General features: G+C 70.8%; 16 protein-coding genes. 9 read left to right on the top strand and 7 right to left on the bottom strand.

From position 1 onward, the window contains the following. On the top strand, positions 1-706 hold a 706-nt coding region (locus ABT137_RS48120; RefSeq protein WP_351719785.1), incomplete at its 5' end, for an MmyB family transcriptional regulator. A gap of 30 nt (positions 707-736) precedes the next feature. Here the strand turns inward: ABT137_RS48120 and ABT137_RS48115 are convergent. Then, a complete protein-coding gene (locus ABT137_RS48115; protein ID WP_351719783.1) occupies positions 737-1,720 on the bottom strand; it encodes an SDR family NAD(P)-dependent oxidoreductase in 984 nt (327 codons plus the stop codon). 38 nt (positions 1,721-1,758) lie between these two features. After that, positions 1,759-2,643 carry a helix-turn-helix transcriptional regulator gene (locus ABT137_RS48110; RefSeq protein ID WP_351719780.1) on the bottom strand — a complete coding sequence of 295 codons (885 nt, stop codon included), beginning with the start codon at positions 2,641-2,643 and terminating at the stop codon, positions 1,759-1,761. Positions 2,644-2,817: 174 nt separating this feature from the next. On the opposite strand from ABT137_RS48110, the gene ABT137_RS48105 reads away from it, so the two are divergent. Both ABT137_RS48105 and ABT137_RS48100 read left to right on the top strand, forming a co-directional pair. After that, positions 2,818-3,726 (top strand): MBL fold metallo-hydrolase, encoded by a 909-nt coding sequence (locus ABT137_RS48105; protein ID WP_351719778.1) that lies wholly within the window; start codon positions 2,818-2,820, stop codon positions 3,724-3,726. A gap of 34 nt (positions 3,727-3,760) precedes the next feature. Then, complete coding sequence (locus ABT137_RS48100) at positions 3,761-4,396, top strand: TIGR03086 family metal-binding protein (RefSeq protein ID WP_351719776.1); 636 nt, start codon at positions 3,761-3,763, stop codon at positions 4,394-4,396. A 183-nt stretch (positions 4,397-4,579) separates the two neighbouring features. On the opposite strand, the gene ABT137_RS48095 is transcribed toward ABT137_RS48100, so the two are convergent. Further along, positions 4,580-5,182: a TetR/AcrR family transcriptional regulator gene (locus tag ABT137_RS48095; RefSeq protein ID WP_351719775.1), complete on the bottom strand. Its 603-nt coding sequence runs from the start codon at positions 5,180-5,182 to the stop codon at positions 4,580-4,582. A gap of 115 nt (positions 5,183-5,297) precedes the next feature. On the opposite strand from ABT137_RS48095, the gene ABT137_RS48090 reads away from it, so the two are divergent. Next, positions 5,298-6,311, top strand: a complete 1,014-nt coding sequence (locus tag ABT137_RS48090; protein ID WP_351719773.1) for an NADP-dependent oxidoreductase — start codon at positions 5,298-5,300, stop codon at positions 6,309-6,311. Positions 6,312-6,418: 107 nt separating this feature from the next. Here the strand turns inward: ABT137_RS48090 and ABT137_RS48085 are convergent, their stop codons facing one another. Both ABT137_RS48085 and ABT137_RS48080 read right to left on the bottom strand, forming a co-directional pair. Continuing rightward, on the bottom strand, positions 6,419-7,216 hold the full coding sequence (locus ABT137_RS48085; RefSeq protein WP_351719770.1) for a nucleotidyltransferase domain-containing protein: 798 nt from the start codon (positions 7,214-7,216) through the stop codon (positions 6,419-6,421). Between the two features lie 263 nt (positions 7,217-7,479). Beyond that, entirely contained in the window at positions 7,480-8,604 is a 1,125-nt protein-coding gene (locus tag ABT137_RS48080) for an FAD-dependent oxidoreductase (protein WP_351719768.1), read from the bottom strand. Between the two features lie 95 nt (positions 8,605-8,699). Here ABT137_RS48080 and ABT137_RS48075 point away from each other — a divergent pair, with 95 nt between their 5' ends. The 4 genes from ABT137_RS48075 (at position 8,700) to ABT137_RS48060 (ending at position 11,892) form a co-directional block, all read left to right on the top strand. Next, complete coding sequence (locus ABT137_RS48075; protein WP_351719766.1) at positions 8,700-9,425, top strand: TetR/AcrR family transcriptional regulator; 726 nt, start codon at positions 8,700-8,702, stop codon at positions 9,423-9,425. A gap of 412 nt (positions 9,426-9,837) precedes the next feature. After that, on the top strand, positions 9,838-10,830 hold the full coding sequence (gene dhaK / locus ABT137_RS48070) for a dihydroxyacetone kinase subunit DhaK (protein ID WP_351719764.1): 993 nt from the start codon (positions 9,838-9,840) through the stop codon (positions 10,828-10,830). Positions 10,831-10,889: 59 nt separating this feature from the next. Beyond that, the gene (gene dhaL / locus ABT137_RS48065; protein WP_351719762.1) at positions 10,890-11,489 is read left to right on the top strand and encodes a dihydroxyacetone kinase subunit DhaL; all 600 of its coding nucleotides are present in this window, start codon (positions 10,890-10,892) and stop codon (positions 11,487-11,489) included. After that, a complete protein-coding gene (locus tag ABT137_RS48060) occupies positions 11,482-11,892 on the top strand; it encodes a PTS-dependent dihydroxyacetone kinase phosphotransferase subunit DhaM (RefSeq protein WP_351719759.1) in 411 nt (136 codons plus the stop codon). The genes dhaL and ABT137_RS48060 overlap by 8 nt, the downstream gene beginning before the upstream one ends. Before the next feature lie 56 nt (positions 11,893-11,948). Here the strand turns inward: ABT137_RS48060 and ABT137_RS48055 are convergent, their stop codons facing one another. Beyond that, positions 11,949-12,983, bottom strand: a complete 1,035-nt coding sequence (locus ABT137_RS48055) for a cytochrome d ubiquinol oxidase subunit II (RefSeq protein WP_502984709.1) — start codon at positions 12,981-12,983, stop codon at positions 11,949-11,951. Next, positions 12,983-14,413: a cytochrome ubiquinol oxidase subunit I gene (locus tag ABT137_RS48050; protein ID WP_351719754.1), complete on the bottom strand. Its 1,431-nt coding sequence runs from the start codon at positions 14,411-14,413 to the stop codon at positions 12,983-12,985. Before ABT137_RS48050 ends, ABT137_RS48055 begins: the two co-directional genes overlap by 1 nt. 479 nt (positions 14,414-14,892) lie before the next feature. Here ABT137_RS48050 and ABT137_RS48045 point away from each other — a divergent pair, with 479 nt between their 5' ends. Beyond that, entirely contained in the window at positions 14,893-18,978 is a 4,086-nt protein-coding gene (locus ABT137_RS48045; protein ID WP_351719752.1) for a discoidin domain-containing protein, read from the top strand. Positions 18,979-19,020: the final 42 nt, after the last annotated feature.

Genomic DNA, 19,020 nt, shown 5'->3' with positions numbered 1-19,020 from the left:
CCCCCACGTCTCGGAGACCGTACTGGAAGCGGTGGCCCGCGCCCTGCGCCTCGACGACACCGAACGCGGCTACCTCTTCGAACTCGCCCGGCCCAAGTCCCCCGGCCCCAGCCGGCGCCGTCCGGCTGCGGTACCCCGACTGCGTCCGGCGATCCACCAGATGCTGGACGTCCTCAACGACGTCTCGCCGGCCCTGGTCCTCGATCACCGTTGCGACGTCCTGGCGGTCAACCGTCTCGCCAAAGCGCTGATCACGGATTTCGACGCGCTGCCCCACCGAGACCGCAACCTCGCCCGTTACGTCCTGCTGCATCCCGCCGCCCGCGACCTGTACCAGGACTGGGACGACATCGCGGAAGCGATCGTCGCAAGTCTGCGGCTGGCCGCCGGACGCCATCCCGACGACCGCCTGCTGAACGAACTCGTCGGGGAGCTGTCCGTCAAGGTTCCCGAGTTCGCCACCTGGTGGGCCGGGCACCGCGTGGACCAGTGCGCCCACGGCACCCGACGCCTCCGCCATCCCGTCGTCGGCGAACTCACCCTCTCCTACGAGATTCTGGCCCTGCCCGCCGACCCTGACCTGGGTGTCTGCCTCTACACCGCGGAACCCGGTTCGGCCTCTGCGGAGACGCTCCGCGTGCTCGCCGCCTGGAGTGCCCCGGCGGGCACAGGAGAGCTCAGTTCCGCCGAGGCACCCTTGAGTTGACGTCCAAGGGCCAGGCCGACGTCCGAGGGCCTATGCGCTCAACGCGGTGCGCGACAGTGCCCACAGGCGCTCGGCGGCGGTCGGGTCGAGCGCGTAGGGAGCCACGCCCCCGGGGGAGGATCCCACGGCCTCGGGCGTCAGCTTCTCGGCCTCGTTGCAGTCCTCGAAGTAGCGGCCTCCGACGCCCTCCAGTTCGGGGGACGTCGCGACCAGCACGCTCGTCGCGGCGCCCTGGGCGATCGTCTTGAACCGGAACGGCGCGCCCTGGATCGACCCGGTCTCCCCGGCCGCCTCGGCGGCGCGCAACTGCGCGGCCTGCTCCGGATCCATGTAGCGGGACAAATTCGTCGACATGATCACGCCGGGATGAACGGCGTTGGCGGTGATCCCGTCGGCGGCCCACAGGTTGGTGGCACCGACCGCGAACAGAACGTTGGCGGTCTTGGACTGACCGTAGGCGAGCCACGGATCGTACGCACGGGAGGTGAAGTTGATGTCGTCGAACTCGACCGGCGAGGCGTGGTGGCCGCGGGAACTCAGCGACACGATCCGTGCGTTGCCCGCTGCCGCCAGCGCGTCGTGGAGACCGAGTGCCAGCGCGAAGTGACCGAGATGATTGGACGCGAACTGCAGCTCCCAGCCGTCCGGTGTGCGCTCGAGCGTGGGCAGTGCCATCACTCCGGCGTTGTTGACCAGAATGTGCAGCGGCCCGGACCAGGCACTCGTGAAGGCGCTGATCGACGCCTTGTCGGCGAGGTCCAGGCGGCCGACCTGGACGGCGTCGTTACCGGTGGCCTTGCGGATGTCGGTCGCGGTGCGCTCGCCGGCGTCCGTGTTGCGGACCGCGAGGGTGACCGAGGCACCGGCGCCGGCGAGCGCGCGGGCGGTCTCGGCACCGAGCCCCGAGGCGGCGCCGGTGACGACCGCGTGCCTGCCGGAGAGGTCGACGCCTTCGATGACCTCGGCGGCCGTCGACTCTTCGCCGAAGGGAGTCTGGATGAGCTTGGATGTCATGTCCTCACGTTCCTGGTCAGTGATCGGCGGCCGGTTCCTCATCCGTTGGACGGTGCCTGGGAGGGGGCGGCCTCAGGTGCGCTCGCCGGTGTGGTCCAACTGGCGAGCAGCCGGAGCGTCTCCGCGGACGCGGAGCCGGGTTCGGCGGTGTAGAGCACGATGCTCTGGTCCGGGTCGGCGGGCAGGGCCAACGTCTCGTAGGAGAGAGTGAGTTCACCGACCACGGGGTGAACGAGGCGCCGGGTGCCGTGGGCGCACTGGTCCACGCGGTGCCCGGCCCACCAGGTGGCGAACTCGGGAACCTTGACGGACAGCTCCCCGACGAGTTCGTTCAGCAGGCGGTCGTCGGGATGGCGTCCGGCGGCCAGCCGCAGACTTGCGACGAAGGTCTGCGCAACCCGGTCCCAGTCCTGGAACAGGTCACGGGCGGCGGGATGCAGCAGGACGTAACGGGCGAGGTTGCGGTCTCGGTGGGGCAGCGCGTCGAAGTCCGTGATCAGCGCTCTGGCCAGGTGGTTGGCGCCCAGGACGTCGCTGCGGTGGTTGACGACGACGGCCGGCGAGACGTCGTTCAGGGCCTCCAGCATCTGGTGGATCGGCTGCCGCACGCGCGGTGCGCGGACAGGACGGCGCCGGCCGGGTGTCCTGGGCCGGGCGAGTTCGAAGAGGTAGCCGCGTTCGGTGTCGTCGAGGCGCAGGGCGCGGGCCACCGCTTCCAGTACGGTCTCCGAGACGTGGGGGTGCCGGCCCTGTTCGAGGCGGGCGTAGTAGTCGGTACTCACGCCGGCCAGGTGGGCGACCTCTTCGCGGCGCAGTCCGGGTACCCGGCGCGCGCCGCCACCGAAGGCCGCTCCCGCGTCCTCGGGATGCAGCCGGGCCCGGCGCGAGCGCAGGAAGTCACCCAGTTCGCCATTGTGGTTCATGCGGCCAGTCTGGTACCCGCGGCAGCGTGACCGGCCGGTGAAGGTGGACCAGTCAGACCTAGGTTCGGCAGGGCACCCCTGGGCCGTCCACACACCCGCACAACAGGTCATGCTGGCCGAAAAGGGACGATCTTCTCCGGCAGGGAAGCCGGAGGACACCCGAAGGAGATCACCATGACCGAGTTCGCGCCTGTGCCCGACTTCGCCCTGGGCCCGGACATCCCGGAGTCCGGGTATGTCGTCGAGGACCTGGGCGGCGGTGCCCACTTCGTCACCCAGGGGATGATCAACACGATGTTCGTGGAGACGAAGAACGGGGTCGTCCTCGTGGACGCCTCACCGTTCCTCGGGGACAGACTGCTGGAGGCGATCGAGTCGGTCACCCCCAAGCCGGTCACCCACCTGATCTACAGCCACGCGCACGCCGACCACATCGGGGCGGCTCACCTGGTGAAGCGGGACGGCCTGAAGATCATCGCCCATGAGATCACCGGCGACTTCATCAAGGAGGTCAAGGACGACGACCGGCGCCCGCTGCCCACCGAGACCTTCAGCGGCCGACGCAAGGAGATGGACATCGACGGCGTACGGTTCGTCCTCGACTACACGGGAGACTGGCACCAGGCCGGCAACCTGTTCATCCACCTGCCGGAGCTGAAGCTCATGGGAGCGATGGACAGCTTCAGCCCGAAGAGCGCGCCGTTCTTCCGCCTGTACTTCTCCGCACATGTGCCCGCGTACTACGACGCCATGGACCAGTTGCTGGAGTACGACTACGAGACCATCGTCACCGGCCACATGGCTCTGCCCGGCACGCCGGAGGACGTGGCGACGAACCGGGAGTACATACGGGACCTGCGCGCCGCTGCCACCGAGGCACTGCGCACGGTCGACTTGAAGGAAGCCGCGACCGCCGCCAAGGTGCCGGCGAACAACAAGCAGGCGGAGATCAAGGTCTGGATGGATGCGGTCACCGCCCGCGCGGCGGAACTCATGCCGTCCTGGGAGCAGCGTCTGGGAGGGACCGACATCTTCCTCGCCGACAACCTCAACGCCACCGCGTGGAGCGTCTTCATCGACTGAGCCGACGCCCTACGTGACAAAGGAGGGATGCCGCATGCCGCCGACGACGAGGGCGGAGGAGTTGACGCAGAGCATCGGTCTGGTCGTGGACGCTGTCCGCGGTGCAGCGGTCGACCAGTACGGCAACCCGACGCCGTGTTCGGCGTGGACGGTGAGGGACCTCGTCAATCACATCACCATGATGCTGTTGATGACGAGAGACGTGGGCAACCACACGGCACCGGATCCGAGCCTGCTGACCGCGAACCCGGTGCCCCTGCTCGCCGGACGGCCGGAGTCCGAGTGGGCACTGCTCCTGGCCGACAGTGCGGAACCGGCGGCCAGGGCCTGGTCCCGGCCTGCGGCGTGGGAGGGAGAGGCCGGCCTCGGCGGACCGCCCATGCCCGCGACCGCGCTCGGCGGGATCCTGATCGCCGAATTCACCGTCCACGCCTGGGACACGACGGCAGCCACCGGGCAACGGTGCACCATTCCCGCGTCGTTGGCCGAGGCCGCGTTCGCGACATACGCGCGTGAAGCACCCCGCATGCGCGGGCTCGGCCTGCTGGGCGACGAAGTGCACCAGGACGCGGACACACCCGTCCTCGACCGCGCGCTGGCCCTCAGTGGCAGAGACCCGCGCTGGACACCGGCCGCGCGTCCGGGTGGGCCCGACGAGGCACGTCACTGAAGGAGATCGACGCGTCACGCCCCGACACCGACACCTGATTCCCGCTGGAGGGGCAGTCGGCCCGGTTCCCCATGCGACCGTCGGGCGATGAGGTAGTGCGGCCGGCCGGTGGGCGCCCGCGGCCGGTCCGAGGAAGCAGCCTCGCGCATCGGCGGGCGTGCCGCCGGGGCGCGCCGTGCCTGCCTACCGATGATCGGCGGTTTCCCCCTTCGTGGTCACACCCCTGTCCTGGCTGCCGCCCGGGCGCGTCAGAAGGGCGCTCGCGACGATGTCGAAAAGGTGGTCGGCGCGGTGCGCGAGCGCGGGTTGATCACCGGCCCAGGCGAGCATGGCAATCAGCGCGAACAGGTCGTCGCCATCGATGTCGCTCCGCGCCACCCCTGCGTTCCGAGCCCGGGCCAGGAGCCGGGCACCGGCTGCGCGCAGCGTGACGCACGAAGCGTGCAGTGCGGATTCGGGGTCGTCGATGGCGGCCGCCATCAGCACCGTCACCCCTCGGTACTCGGTTGTCCACGCAACGCAGTCGCGGACCCACGAGACGAGAGCGTCTTCGACTGCGTTCGACAGCTCGAGCTCACTCGCTTTGGCTGTCAGCTCGTCGAAGCTCGTGTGGAGCAGAGCCTCCAGCAGTGCCTCGCGCGTCGGGAAGTGCCGCAGCAGCGTCGCGAGCCCGACATCGGCCCTGCGCGCGACGTCGCGCATCGACACGTCGATGCCCTGCTCGGCGACGGCGGCGCCCGCCACGGTGAGCAGGTGGTCGCGATTCCTCTTGGCGTCAGCCCGCATCGGTCCCCTCGCTTGACTAAACGGTTCACTGATCCATATATTCGGATCAGCGATCCACTTATACGGATCACCGATCCGAATAAGCGTATCCCGCGATGCGGGCAGGAGGAGAACGATGCCGACCCAGACGATGAAGGCGATCCGGCTGCACGAGTTCGGCGGCCCCGAGGTGCTGCGTCACGAGGCGGTGGCGGTTCCCGAACCGGCGCCGGGCGAGGTGCTCGTCCGCGTGCACGCGGTCGGCCTCAACCCGCCCGACTGGTACGTACGCGAGGGCATGCCCGGCATCCCTCCCGAGTTCAGGCCCCCGTTCGACCTGCCCCTGGTTCCGGGGACCGACATCTCAGGTGTCGTGGAAGCCACCGCCGCCGACGTCCATGACTTCACGGTCGGGAACGAGGTGGTCGGCCTGCTGCGCTTCCCTGTCGTGATGCAGAGCGGTGCGTACGCCGAGTACGTCACCGCACCGGCGGCCGACCTCGCCCCCAAGCCGCCCACCGTCGACCACGCGCACGCCGCCGGACTGCCCATGTCGGGACTGACGGCATGGCAGTACCTGATCGAGGTCGGACACGATCACCCCTCCCCGTTCCAGGAGGACAGGCACCGCCCCGCGGCACTGAACAGCGACACCACGGTGCTCGTCAACGGCGCTGCCGGCGGCGTGGGCCACCTTGCCCTCCAGTTGGCCAAGTGGAAGGGCGCCCACGTCATCGCCGTGGCCTCCGGCGCCCACGAGACGTTCCTGCGTGAGCTCGGCGCCGACGAGTTCATCGACTACACCAAGGAGCGCCCCGAGGACGTCGTCCGGGACATCGACCTCGTCCTGGACACCGTCGGAGGCCCCACCAGCCGGCGCTTCCTGCCCACCCTCAAGCGCGGCGGCGCCCTTCACCCGGTGTACTTCGGGGAGTTCGACCACGAGGAGAACGCGAGACTGGGCGTCACCGTCACCGGCACGCAGGTGCGCGCAAACGGCGCTCAGCTCGCCGAACTCGGGCGCCTGCTCGACGCGGGCACGGTCCGCGTCGCGATCGACAGCACGTTCCCGCTCGCGGACGCCCGAGCGGCGCACGAGCGCGCCGCCCAAGGACACATCCAGGGCAAGATCGTGCTCACGGTCGCGTAGGGCCCGTCATCGGACGGATCTTGCGGAACCCGGTGACGGGAAGGAGCGAGCATCCGGAGCCGACAGCGGCGGCGAGGTAGTCGACCGGGCGCACGTGTCGGCCCGCTTCAGTCAGCGCCCTGGTCGATCACGCCGTGGAGGTACTGCACGGCGAGCTTCTCGGCATCGCGGCGGCGTTCGACGACCGCTGCACCGCCATCGGACCAGCGGCGGTAGAGATCGACGGCGGCGAGGAGCGCCCGTCCGGCCTCGTGGCGGTCGTAGCCGCACAGCGTCGCCCGAAGGTCACGCGCCTCTTGGGGCGCGATGGTCTCCAGGTGGCGTACGCCGCGGGGCATCGCGCCCACCCTGCGGGCGGCCAGGGGGCCGAGCACGGTCTCGCGCAGGTAGGCGAGGAAGCCGATCGTCTCGAACAGTTCACCGCGGCCGAGTTTCGTGGCGCCGTAGTGCACCCAGATCCAGAACCGGTCCTCGATCCACTGGAGGTCGAGAGGCTGAGCAGCCGGCGGCCGCTGGGCGAGGGCCACGGCCAGCAGGCCGTCCCGGTCCCACAGGACCTCCGGGTCCTCGGTCCGCTCGGCGAAGTCGGAGGCCCGGACGAACTTGAAGTCGACGTGCAGGAGGGGCGGCCCGACGAGCGTGATGATCACGCGCGGCTCACCGACATGCTCCCCGGTGAATCCGGCCACCAAGGAAGTCCAGGAGCCGATCAAGGCCAGCCGTTCCCGCATGACCACGTCGTACGCCTCGTCGTCGACGACCACGATCAGGTCCACGTCCGAGTAGACGTCGGGGCGGCCCCCCACGATCGACCCGGTGATCGCCACGCCTGCCACGCGCGCATCCGTCCGGATCCGGGGCAGCGCGTCGCTGAGGAACCGGCTGTGCAGGGAGGGGACGTCCATCCGCTTTCCTTCCGATCGGAGCAAAGCAGGCCAAAGTAACACGCATGCGCGCGACAGACGCAACCCACATTCCCACGACCGGGCCCTTCCCGGAGCAAGATCGGAAACTGGCCTTCGGCGCACGGGCGCCCCGCACATCCAGTGCCTGGGCAAGCCCCGGTTGGCCTGCCGCCAGATTCGCCGGCGGCGCCTCAGGAGGCACCATTCACAAGCGTGTTGCGAGATCGCCGACCACGGGTCCCTGCCGACCGAGGACTTCGGCCTCAGGACAGTTTCGCTGCGGGGGCGAAGGCCGGCAGCTTCTCCAGACTGCTGCGCACGGCCTCGGCGCCGTACTCGAACATCTGCCGCTCGTAGTCGTCGACCGCGCTGAGCAGATCCCGGCGGCCTTCGTCGGCCTCGATCAGGCAGCGGCGCAGCAGGTCGGCGTCGCGCAGCGCGGTGTTCGCGCCGTTGCCACCGGTCGGGGAGGTGGCGTGGATCGCGTCGCCGAGCAGCGTGACCGGGCCGGACGTCCAGCGCTCACCGGGCTTGACCACCCGGATGGACAGCAGCGTGCTGTTGTCCGGGTCGGCTTGCTCGATCAGCGCGCGCAGCTCCGGGTGCCAGCCTTCCATCCTGGACAGCACGGCGTCCTGCGCGGTCAGGTCCTCCAGCGAGCCGTTCGGCGGCAGGATCATGGCCCAGCGCACGTAGTCGCCGATGTCGGGCAGCGTGACTTCGGGGGCCAGTCGCTCGGCGGCCTGCTTCGGCGGGGTACGGAAGCGCATCGCGCCGAGCAGCAGGCTGACGCCGTCGCCCGCGATCTTCGAGCCGTAGGCCTTGGACAGGCCGTCGAGCCCGTCGGTCAGCGGGGTGCGGCCGATGACGAAACGGACGCCGGTGTCGGTCGGGGTGGTCTGCGGCGACAACACCCCGCGGACCGCGGAGGTGACGCCGTCCGCACCGACGAGCAGGTCGGCGGTGGCCGGGGCGCGGCGGGCGAACCTGGCTTGGACATCGCCGTCGGCCAGCACGTCGTAGCCGGTCAGCGCGGCATCGGTGTGCACGGTGAGGCCGGTCAGCAACAGGTGCCGCAGCACCTGCCGGTCGACCACGATGCCGGTCCGGCCCGCGCCGAGCCTGCCGATCTCGTTCAGCCGCGGGTCGAGGATCAGCTGCTCGGCGGAGGCGTCCATGACGATCTCGTCCAGCAGCGCGTGCCAGCGCGTCGGCAGGCAGGCGCGCACCGCCTGAAACCCGATCGGGTCCAGCACGAGCCGGTAGCCCTGGAACCGCGCGGCGATCCCCGGGTCGCGCTCGAACACCTCGGCCTCGATCCCGGCACCGCGCAGACCCTGCGCGAGAGCCAGACCTCCCAGACCGGCTCCGACAACGGAAACTCGCATCACACACCTCCGGAACACCGATACGAACTTTGTTCGTTCTGACGATCTAAGTTCTAGTTAACGAACTTAGATCGTGTCAAGCTATAGTGGTCGGCATGCCCGCCGATCCCCGCCGACGCCGCGCAGCCCGCCACGCCCAACCCGCGGCGGAGGACGCCGCGTCGGCACCACGCAAGAAGCCGATCACCGTCGAGCGGATCACCGCCGCCGCCCTGGAAGTCGTCGCCACCGAGGGGTATGACGCGCTGACCATCCGCCGGGTCGCCGCCGTGCTCGGCACCGGCCCGTCCTCGCTGTACGCGCACATCGTCAACAAGGACGACATCGACGATCTGCTGATCGGCAGGCTCTACGCCGAGGTCGCGCTCCCCGCACCGGACCCGGCCGCCTGGCGCGAGCAACTGCTCGGGGTGTACACACAGATCCGCGACCTGTACCTGAAATACCCCGGAGTCTCACGCGCCGCGCTGGCCGTGGTGTCGACCAACCTGGAGACGCTGCGGGTCGGCGAGGGAATCCTGGCGATCCTGCTCGCGGGCGGCATCGAACCGAGGACGGCCGGATGGGCCCGCGACGCGCTGTCCCTCTACGTCAGCGCCTATGCACTGGAGCAGTCGCTGGTCCAGCAACGTCGCCGGCACCAGGATCAGGAATGGGTGCTCAGCCACGAGGAGTTGCTGGACCGCTTCACCGCACTGCCTGCCGAGAGATTCCCGCACACTCGACGCCATGCCGCCGAGTTGATCTCCGGCACCGGACACGACCGCTTCGAGTTCGCCCTCGGCCTGCTCATGAACAGTCTGCGGCCCGCATCCGATTGACCTGCGGCGCGCGGTGACCACATGACGCCGGGACGATCACCGGCCGGGCAGCGGCTCCGAATGGTCGACGCCAAGCCCCGACGGACTGGACAAACGGCAAGCGAAGCTTGAGTTTTGACCTCGCCGTGCCCTCGTATGCTGATCGGCCCTCTGCGCGCTTCCCGAGCCCGCCCAGGTGACCTTCGCGCGCGCAAGGTCGATACTGCGCTCAGGAGAACCACGCCGCTCGCGGTCCCGGCCCCCACGCACACCTGACGAACAGTCACCAAAGTCGGCACGGAGCCGGCACGAGCCTCACCGGAACCCGCTCCGGACCGCTGCGGGGCGCCACGGCCAAGAACCGGCGAAACCTGCCCTGAACTGCAAAGAAGCAGGTCAGATACTAGTCTGGTAACGTTACTCGGAGGACCACATGAGGATGTTGATCAACGTTCCGGAGACCGTGGTGGCGGACGCGCTGCGGGGCATGGCGGCGGCCCATCCCGACCTCACCGTGGACGTGGAGAACCGGGTGATCGTACGGCGGGACGCACCCGTCGCCGGGCAGGTCGCGCTGGTCTCGGGCGGCGGTTCCGGGCACGAGCCGCTGCACGGCGGATTCGTGGGTCCCGGGATGCTGTCGGCCGCCTGTCCTGGCGAGGTGTTCACGTCCCCCGTCCCCGACCAGATGGCCCGGGCCGCCGCAGCCGTGGACAGCGGGGCCGGCGTCCTGTTCATCGTGAAGAACTACACCGGTGACGTGCTCAACTTCGACATGGCCGCCGAGCTCGCCGAGGACGAGGGCATCCAGGTCGCGAAGGTGCTCGTCAACGACGACGTGGCCGTCACCGACAGTCTCTACACCGCGGGCCGGCGTGGCACCGGCGCCACCCTGTTCGTCGAGAAGATCGCCGGCGCGGCCGCCGCCGAGGGGCAGCCGCTGGAGCGGGTGGAGGCCGTCGGGCGCCAGGTGAACGAGAACTCCCGCAGCTTCGGTGTCGCGCTGAGCGCCGTCACCACTCCGGCCAAGGGCACCCCGACCTTCGATCTGCCGTCGGGCGAGCTGGAGTTGGGCATCGGCATCCACGGCGAGCCGGGCCGGGAGCGGCGGGCCATGATGACGTCCGGCGAGATCGCCGACTTCGCCGTCAACGCCGTCCTGGAGGACATGCCGCCGCGCAATCCGGTCCTCGTCCTGGTCAACGGCATGGGCGCGACCCCGCTCCTAGAGCTGTACGGGTTCAACGCCGAGGTCCAGCGGGTGCTCGCCGAGCGTGGGGTGAGCGTGGCCCGCACACTGGTCGGCAACTACGTCACCTCCCTGGACATGGCCGGTGCCTCGGTCACGCTCTGCCAGGTCGACGAGGAACTGCTGCGGCTGTGGGACGCGCCGGTGAAGACACCGGCGCTGCGCTGGGGCATGTGAGGGAGAGACAGCACCGACCGACTCCGACCCGCGCCCGTACCGCTACGCAAGGAGATCCAGTGCTCGACGCCGACTTCTTCCGCCGCTGGATGGCGGCGACCGCCGCCTCCGTCGACCGCGAGGCGGAGCGGCTCACCGCCCTCGACTCCCCCATCGGGGACGCCGACCACGGCAGCAACCTCCAGCGCGGGTTCAAGGCGGTGACCGCCGCGCTGGAGAAGGACGCCCCCGCCACCCCGGGTGCCGTCCTGACGCTCGCCGGACGCCGGCTGATCTCCACGGTCGGCGGCGCCTCCGGGCCGCTGTACGGCACACTGCTGCGCAGCACCGGGAAGGCGCTCGGCGACGCGGCCGAGGTCAGTGAGGCCCAGCTGGCCGAGGCGCTGCGGGCCGGGGTGGACAAGGTCATGGCGCTCGGCGGGGCCGCGCCCGGGGACAAGACGATGATCGACGCCCTGGTACCGGCGGTCGACGCGCTCGGCGACGGCTTCGGCGCGGCGCGGGCCGCCGCCGAGCAGGGCGCCGAGGCGACGATCCCGTTGCAGGCCCGCAAGGGCCGGGCGAGCTATCTCGGGGAGCGCAGCATCGGCCACCAGGACCCGGGGGCCACCTCGTCGGCGCTGCTCGTCGCGGGACTCGCGGAGGCAGCCGGTGAGTGACGGCAAGCTGGTCGGGATCGTGCTGGTGTCGCACAGCGCGGAGGTCGCGGCGTCCGTCGCGGAGCTGGCCAAGGGACTGGCGGGCGGCGCCTCGGCGGTGCCGGTCGCCCCGGCCGGCGGCACCGAGGGCGGCGGGCTCGGCACCAGCGCCGAGCTGATCGCCGCCGCCGCCGCGTCCGTGGACCGGGGCGCGGGGGTCGCCGTCCTCACCGACCTGGGCAGCGCGGTGCTCACCGTGAAGGCGCTGCTCGCCGAGGGCGACGAACTCCCGGACGGAACCCGCCTGGTGGACGCCCCGTTCGTCGAGGGCGCGGTCGCCGCGGTCGTCACGGCGACCACCGGGGCCGACCTCGACGCGGTGGAGGCGGCGGCCGCCGAGGCGTACACCTACCGGAAGGTCTGAGAACTCCCTGGTCACAGCGGGGTGCAGCGGGCCTCGGGGGTGAAGCCGAGCCGAGTTCAGGAATCGCGGGGTGGCGGGTCCGGGACGCCCTCGTGCGATGCCGGCTGGAGTCGTCCCCTTCCGGCGAGCACGAAGAGGAGGGCGAGAGAGGGGAAGATGAGGAGCCCCGCGACGATCGCCACGCCGATCGTCACCTTCAGGGTGGAGTCCGGCGATGCCGCTGCGGCGATCTGCAGGTGGGTGCCGAGGAGGTAGGGGTACTGGGCGACGCCCCAGCCGAGGACCACCAGCGCGACCGCCGCGGTGGCGAGTGCGCGCAGCCCCCTCCTGCGGTCGCGGAGCAGCAGGAGCACGGTCGCGACGCCGCAGAGCGCCGCGAGCACGACAAGCGCCAGGGCACGGTGGCTGAGCTGGTGGAACAGGCGAGGGGCGTCCTGCCGGAGGACGAAGATGCCCGCGACGCTGACGGCTCCGGTCAGCACCGAGGCGAGCAGGGCCCGGTCGCGGAAGTAACGCTCCAGGGCGGGCGAACGCTCCTGCCGGGCGGCGACGTTCAGGTAGACGGCGGCAAGGTAGGCGCAGACCAGGACGGCCAGCACGCCGCCGAGCGCCGATGTGGGATTCAGCCAGCTGCCGACGGGGGCGCCGTCGCCCCCGGTGGGCACCCGTCCGGAGGCGATTGCGCCGGCGATGGAGCCGAAGCAGTACGGAGTCAGGACGGAGGACGCCGCGAACGCGACGCCGTACACACGTTGTTCACCGGTGCGCAGGGTGGCCTTGCGGAAGGCGAAGCCGGCGCCGCGCAGGACGATGCCCAGGGCGGCGATGCCCAGGGGGAGGTACAGCGTGGTGGTGATGGCGGTGAACGCGGTGGGGAAGCCCGACCACAGGAACACCAGGCAGTAGACCAGCCACGTGTGGTTGGCCTCCCACACCGGGCCGAGCGAGGTGTCGATCAGGTGCCTCGGCTGCCGGCCCCGGTCGGCTCCGCCCGCGGTCAGGTCCCAGAAGCCGGCACCGAAGTCGGCGCCGCCCAGCAGGCTGTAGGCGATGACGCCGATGAACAGGAAGACGGCGACGAGGTCCGCGATCACTTCTCGGCTCCCGCGGGCACGCCGGCGAGATCGGGGCCCGAACCGGGTCCGTAGGGAACGGCCACACTGTCGCCGCCCTCGGCCTCCCACCGGCGTTTCATCGAGAGGAGCACGGTCGCGGCGCCCGCCCCCACGGCCACGTAGATGACGAGGACCGCGGCGAACAGGAACCACAGGTTGCCCTGGGTGGTCGCCGCGTCCCGGGTCAGGAGGTACCCGACGACCGTCCAGGGCTGGCGGCCCACCTCGGTGACGATCCAGCCGGTCTCCAGGCACGCCAGCGCGGCGAGACCGCTGACCGCGCAGCAGCGCAGGAACCAGCGCTGCTCCGCGATCGGGTGACGCCGCCACCACAGCCAGACGAACCACACGGCCAGCGCGAGCAGGGCGAAGGACAGCCCCACCATGACGTCGAAGGCGAGATGGACGGTGCTGACGGCCTGGTCGGACGGGCGTACCCGGGCCGGGATCGCATCGAGCCCGCGGATGCGGGTGGAGGGCCGGAACCCGGCGAGCAGCGACGCCATGTCGGGCACGGGGATCCCGTACCGGACGCGTCCGTCGACGAGGATGCCGCCCAGGGTCTCGGGAACGTGGGTGCCGGTGGCCGGCAGCAGTTCGACGGCCGCGAACTTGGCGGGCTCGGACTGGAAGACGTACCGGGCGATGGTGTCCCCGACGATGACCTGGAGGGGCAGCGCCACGGCGGCGGTGACGAACCCGATGAGGAAGCCGGTGCGGTGGTAGCGGGACGTCCGGCCCCGCAGCATGCCCACCGCGTAGACGCTCGCCACCACGAAGCCCGCGACGATGTAGGCGGCCAGCAGCATGTGGAGCATCTCCCACCAGAAGGCCCCGTTGAAGAAGACCTGGGCGGGCCGTACGGCGACGACCCGGCCGTCCCGCAGCGTGAATCCGCCGGGCTGGTTCATCCAGCTGTTGGCGGCGATGACGGCGGCCGCGCCGCCGATGCTGGACAGCGCCACCGGCACCCCTGTCCAGAAGTGCGCCCACGGCGGCAGCCGGTCCCAGCCGTAGATGTAGATCGACACGAAGATCGCTTCGAGGAAGAAGAACAGCCCTTCGATCGCGAAGGGGAAGCCGAAGGCCGCGCCGAACCGGCCCATCAGGCCGGGCCAGAGGATGCCCAGCTCGAAGGAGAGGACGGTGCCGGTGATGGCGCCGACGGCGAACAGCACGGCCGCGACCTTGGACCAGCGCCGTGCCAGCAGCAGGGCCTCGGCGTCGCCCCGGCGCAGACCGCGGTGGTTGGCGATGAGCATCAGCGTGGTGAGCGCGACACCGAAGGGCACCAGGATGATGTGGAACCCCAGCGTGAAGGCCATCTGCTGACGTGCGGGGAGGAGCTGCGGCGGATCGCCGGCCGCGGCCAGGTACCGCGCGAGCACGTCCAGCGTGTCCGTCACGGCGCGGGCCACCCCTCGGCACCCCTGGGGCACGACGCGCCGGGCGGCCTGCGGCCAGGCTCATTCACGTCTGTAACTGTCATCGCCTCGACCACCGCCGGGTTGTACGAAGTCCGTCGCTTCGGTTCGCTTTACCCGCTTTGTGCGCTGCCGTGCCGTCACATCGGTGACCACCACCCCATCGGGCGACCCGGCGACGTCGGCACTCCGCGTTCGGGCGCGGACCGCACCGGGCTCGCCGGAGGTACGCCCGCGCTCTCCATCCACGAAGAGCTTCGCGTACGCGAAGGTCGGAACCGCACCCGCCACTGGCCTCACCCGCGCCGCGCACCTGCCGGGCAGCTGTCAATCCCCGCATCAGGTCTTGACAGGAAGCTCCCAGCATCTCAGCCTTTGGCAACGTTGTCATTGTGCTCGACGCGGGGCGATCCGGAGCCGATTCGGCTCGCTCCGCCGTTTTCTGATGGGACGTCAGAATCATGACCGATCAGCCGGATCCGTCGCGCAGTCCGTCGCGGCGTTCCATAGTCGCGACGGGCTCCACCCTGCTGGCCGGGTTCGGACTCGGCTCGGTGCTCCCGGTGCCGGCCGCGGCCGCCGCCTCCACCGGCACCCCGGCCGCGCCCGCCACGCCTCGTGAACTCGCGCTCCACCGGCCCGTCTCGGTCTCCTCGACCGCCTACGCCGCCACCCCGGGATCCTTCGTCGTCGACCGGCTCTCCACACCCGGCGTGCGGGGCAGCGGCTGGCGGGCCGGGGACGGCGACCCGCAGTGGATCGCGGTGGACCTGCAGGCGGCGTGCGACGTCACCCGGATCCGCCTGGCCTTCGAAGCCGACGCCGCCGACCCGGTGTTCACCCCGCCCGCCACCGGGAACCCGGCCGACGGCACCACCGGCAAGGAGATCCTGTCGAGTTACGCGCTCGACTTCCTGATCGAGACGTCCCTCGACGAGAAGTCCTGGACGAGCGTCCACCGTACGACCGCCGGCACCGGCGGAGTGGTGGACGTCCAGCTGCCCCGGCCGGTCCCGGCGCGCTGGGTGCGGATGACGTGCCGCAGGCGGTCCGGTCCCCTGCCGCTGGGCCTCAACGGCTTCGAGGTGTACGGCATCCCCCGGGGGCACCGTCCCCCGGCGACGGGCTGGACCGACTGGGGCACCCGGCACGGCGCGGCACCCGAACTGACCGTGGCGGACGACGGCACCGTGCCGGTGGAGTCCGGCTGGCGGCTCACCCTGGACGACTGGGCGGGCGCGGACGGTCCCGGCCTGTCGAAGGCCGGCGTCGACACGAGCGGCTGGCTGCCCGCCACCGTCCCCGGCACGGTCCTGGGCTCCCTCGTGGACCAGGGCAAGCTGCCCGACCCGGTGTACGGCCTGAACAACCTGCACGTCCCCGAGGCACTGTCGCGGCACTCCTGGTGGTACAAGCGGGACTTCGAGCTGCCGCGGGGTCTGCGCACCGGGTCCGGCCGCCGGATCTGGCTGGAGTTCGACGGCGTCAACCACAAGGCCGGCATCTGGCTGAACGGCGAGCATGTCGGCGACCTGACCTACCCGTTCGCCCGCTCCTCCCACGACGTGACCCGGCTGCTCGCCGCGGACGGCGCGAACGCGCTCGCCGTGCGGATCACGCCGATGCCCGTGCCCGGCAGCCCCGGCGACAAGGGCCCCCTGGGCGAGTCGTGGGTGGACGCGGGCGCCGGGCAGATGAACCTCAACTCGCCCACCTATCTGGCCTCTTCGGGCTGGGACTGGATGCCGGCCGTCCGCGACCGGGCGGCGGGCATCTGGAACCACGTCCGGCTCAGGTCCACCGGGCAGGTCGTCATCGGCGACCCGCGCGTGGACACGTACCTGCCGGACCTGCCGGACGTGTCCGTCGCCGAGCTGACCGTCGTCGTCCCCGTCCGCAACGCAGATTCCACGGACCACACGGCGACGGTGTCCGCGGCGTTCGGCGACGTCCGGGTGTCCAAGGCGGTCACCGTGCCGGCCGGCGGCAGCGTCGACGTCGTCCTCGCCCCCGACGCCTTCCGGCAGCTGCGGCTGCGCAACCCCCGGCTGTGGTGGCCGAACGGTCTGGGCGAGCCGGACCTGCACGACCTCACGCTCACCGCGTCGGTCGACGGCACCGAGAGCGACCGGCGCACCACCCGCTTCGGCATCCGCCAGTTCGGCTACGAGTACCGGGTTCCGCTGCCGTTCACCGCGACCGGCGACGCGTACACCCAGACCGTCGCCTTCGACCGGCAGCAGGCCCGGCACGTCCGCGTCAACTGCCGTACCAGGGCCACCGCCTGGGGCAGCTCGCTGTGGACCCTGGCCGTGCGGGACAGCGCCCGGCAGGCCACCGACCTCGCCCTGCACGCGCCCGCCGACGCCTCCAGCACGGACGGCGACGACCACGGCCCGGCCAACGTGACGGACGGCGACCCGGACACCCGCTGGTCCTCGGCCTACGAGGACGACCAATGGATCAGCGTCGACCTGGGCTCGGCACAGTCCTTCGACCGGGTCGACCTCACCTGGGAACGGGCGTACGCCAGCACCTTCGTGGTGCAGGTCTCCGCCGACGGCGCCGAGTGGACCGACGTGCGGCAGGTGGACAACTCGGCCGTGCCACTGCCGTTCAACGACGGCAACGCCAGCCTCCAGGTCGAGGACTTCGACCGACGGACGGCCCGCTACGTCCGTATCGACTGCGGGCTGCGCAACACCAGTTGGGGCAACTCGCTGTGGTCGCTCGGCGTCATCGACAGCACCGGCCCAGGCACCGACCTCGCCCTGCACCGGACGGCGACGGCCTCCACCGAGGAGTCCGACCACCCCGCCTCGAACGCCACCGACGGCGACCCGGGCACCCGCTGGTCCTCGCAGTACGAGGACCACCAGTGGATCCAGGTGGACCTGGGCTCCGCGCAGTCCTTCGACCGGGTGGCGCTCGTCTGGGAGACGGCGTACCCGAAGACGTACGTCATCCAAGTGTCCTCCGACGGCGAACAGTGGACCGACGTCAAGTCCGTGTCGAACGCCCCCGATCCGCTGCGGATCACGGTCAACGGCGTGCCGGTACTGGCCCGCGGCGGCAACTGGGGCTGGGACGAACTGCTGCGCCGGATGCCGCCGGAGCGGATGGACGCGGCCGTGCGGATGCACCGCGACATGAACTTCACCATGATCCGCAACTGGGTCGGCACCAGCGACCGGGAGGAGTTCTTCGCCGCCTGCGACCGGCACGGCATCCTCGTCTGGAACGACTTCCCCAACGCCTGGGGCATGGACCCGCCGGACCACGACGCCTTCAACTCGATCGCCCGGGACACCGTGCTGCGTTACCGCATCCACCCCTGTGTGGCCGTCTGGTGCGGGGCGAACGAGGGCAACCCGCCGGCCGCGATCGACAAGGGCATGCGCGAGGCCGTCGAGCAGCAGGTGCCCGGGCTGCTGTACCAGAACAACTCGGCGGGCGGCATCGTCACCGGCGGCGGTCCCTACGGCTGGGTGGAGCCGGAGAAGTACTTCGACCCCGACACCTACGGCAGCAAGGACTTCGGCTTCCACACCGAGATCGGCATGCCGGTCGTCTCCACCGCGGCGAGCATGCGCAACCTCACGGGCGACGAGCCGGAGTGGCCCATCGGCGGCGCCTGGTACTACCACGACTGGAGCGAGCGCGGGAACCAGGCGCCGCAGAACTACAGGGCGGCCGTCGAGGCCCGCCTCGGCACGGCCACCGGCCTGGACGACTTCGCCCGCAAGGCGCAGTTCGTCAACTTCGAGAACACCCGCGCCATGTTCGAGGCCTGGAACGCCAACCTCTGGGACAACGCCACCGGCCTGATGCTGTGGATGTCCCACCCGGCCTGGCACAGCACCGTCTGGCAGACCTACGACTACGACTTCGACGTCAACGGCACGTACTACGGCGCCCGTTCCGCCTGCGAACCGCTGCACGTCCAGGCCGATCCGGTGAAGTGGCAGGTCCTCGCGGTCAACCACACCCGTGCGGACCTCCACGGTGCCACCGTCACCGCCGGGCTGTACGACCTGTCCGGCCTGGAGATCGGCAGGAGCAGGACGGCGAAGGTGGACGTACAACGGGCCGCCACCGCCGAGGCGTTCACCGCCGGCTGGAGCGACGACCTGCCCGACCTGCACCTGCTCCGGCTGACCCTGGCGGACGCGGGCGGCAGGGAGCTGTCCCGCAACACGTACTGGCGCTACCGCGACCCTGCCGCCCTGCAAGCACTCGACAAGGCCCGGAAGGTGAACGTGTCCGTCTCGGCCGGGCAGACGTCCCGCTCCGGAGACCGGCACACGCTGACGGCCACCGTCCGCAACCGCGGCTCGGCCGTCGCCGCCATGGTCCGGCTGTCGCTGGTGGACGAGGCGAACGGTCACCGCGTGCTGCCGACGCTCTACAGCCACAACTACCTGTGGCTGCTGCCCGGAGAAGCACAGACCGTCAGCGTGTCCTGGCCGTCGCGGGCCCTCTCCGCAGGCCGTCCGGCGCTGCGGGCGGAGGCGTACAACAGCCGTCCCGCCACAGCCCGCCCGTGACACCGCCCCGTCCGCGCCGCGCCCGTCGGAAAAGAGGGAAAC

Source organism: Streptomyces sp. NPDC001980 (genome assembly GCF_040296885.1).
In the GTDB taxonomy this organism is placed as follows: domain Bacteria; phylum Actinomycetota; class Actinomycetes; order Streptomycetales; family Streptomycetaceae; genus Streptomyces.
The sequence above is the reverse complement of the archived record's forward strand: the minus strand, read 5'-3'. Positions and strand labels throughout refer to the sequence as shown.

What these genes read in the sequence shown, in the direction of transcription:
- ABT137_RS48115 (WP_351719783.1), bottom strand. Translation starts at nt 1,720, where the DNA reads ATGACATCCAAGCTCATCCAGACTCCCTTCGGCGAAGAGTCGACGGCC.
- ABT137_RS48110 (WP_351719780.1), bottom strand. Translation starts at nt 2,643, where the DNA reads ATGAACCACAATGGCGAACTGGGTGACTTCCTGCGCTCGCGCCGGGCC.
- ABT137_RS48105 (WP_351719778.1), top strand. Translation starts at nt 2,818, where the DNA reads ATGACCGAGTTCGCGCCTGTGCCCGACTTCGCCCTGGGCCCGGACATC.
- ABT137_RS48100 (WP_351719776.1), top strand. Translation starts at nt 3,761, where the DNA reads ATGCCGCCGACGACGAGGGCGGAGGAGTTGACGCAGAGCATCGGTCTG.
- ABT137_RS48095 (WP_351719775.1), bottom strand. Translation starts at nt 5,182, where the DNA reads ATGCGGGCTGACGCCAAGAGGAATCGCGACCACCTGCTCACCGTGGCG.
- ABT137_RS48090 (WP_351719773.1), top strand. Translation starts at nt 5,298, where the DNA reads ATGCCGACCCAGACGATGAAGGCGATCCGGCTGCACGAGTTCGGCGGC.
- ABT137_RS48085 (WP_351719770.1), bottom strand. Translation starts at nt 7,216, where the DNA reads ATGGACGTCCCCTCCCTGCACAGCCGGTTCCTCAGCGACGCGCTGCCC.
- ABT137_RS48080 (WP_351719768.1), bottom strand. Translation starts at nt 8,604, where the DNA reads ATGCGAGTTTCCGTTGTCGGAGCCGGTCTGGGAGGTCTGGCTCTCGCG.
- ABT137_RS48075 (WP_351719766.1), top strand. Translation starts at nt 8,700, where the DNA reads ATGCCCGCCGATCCCCGCCGACGCCGCGCAGCCCGCCACGCCCAACCC.
- dhaK (WP_351719764.1), top strand. Translation starts at nt 9,838, where the DNA reads ATGAGGATGTTGATCAACGTTCCGGAGACCGTGGTGGCGGACGCGCTG.
- ABT137_RS48045 (WP_351719752.1), top strand. Translation starts at nt 14,893, where the DNA reads ATGACCGATCAGCCGGATCCGTCGCGCAGTCCGTCGCGGCGTTCCATA.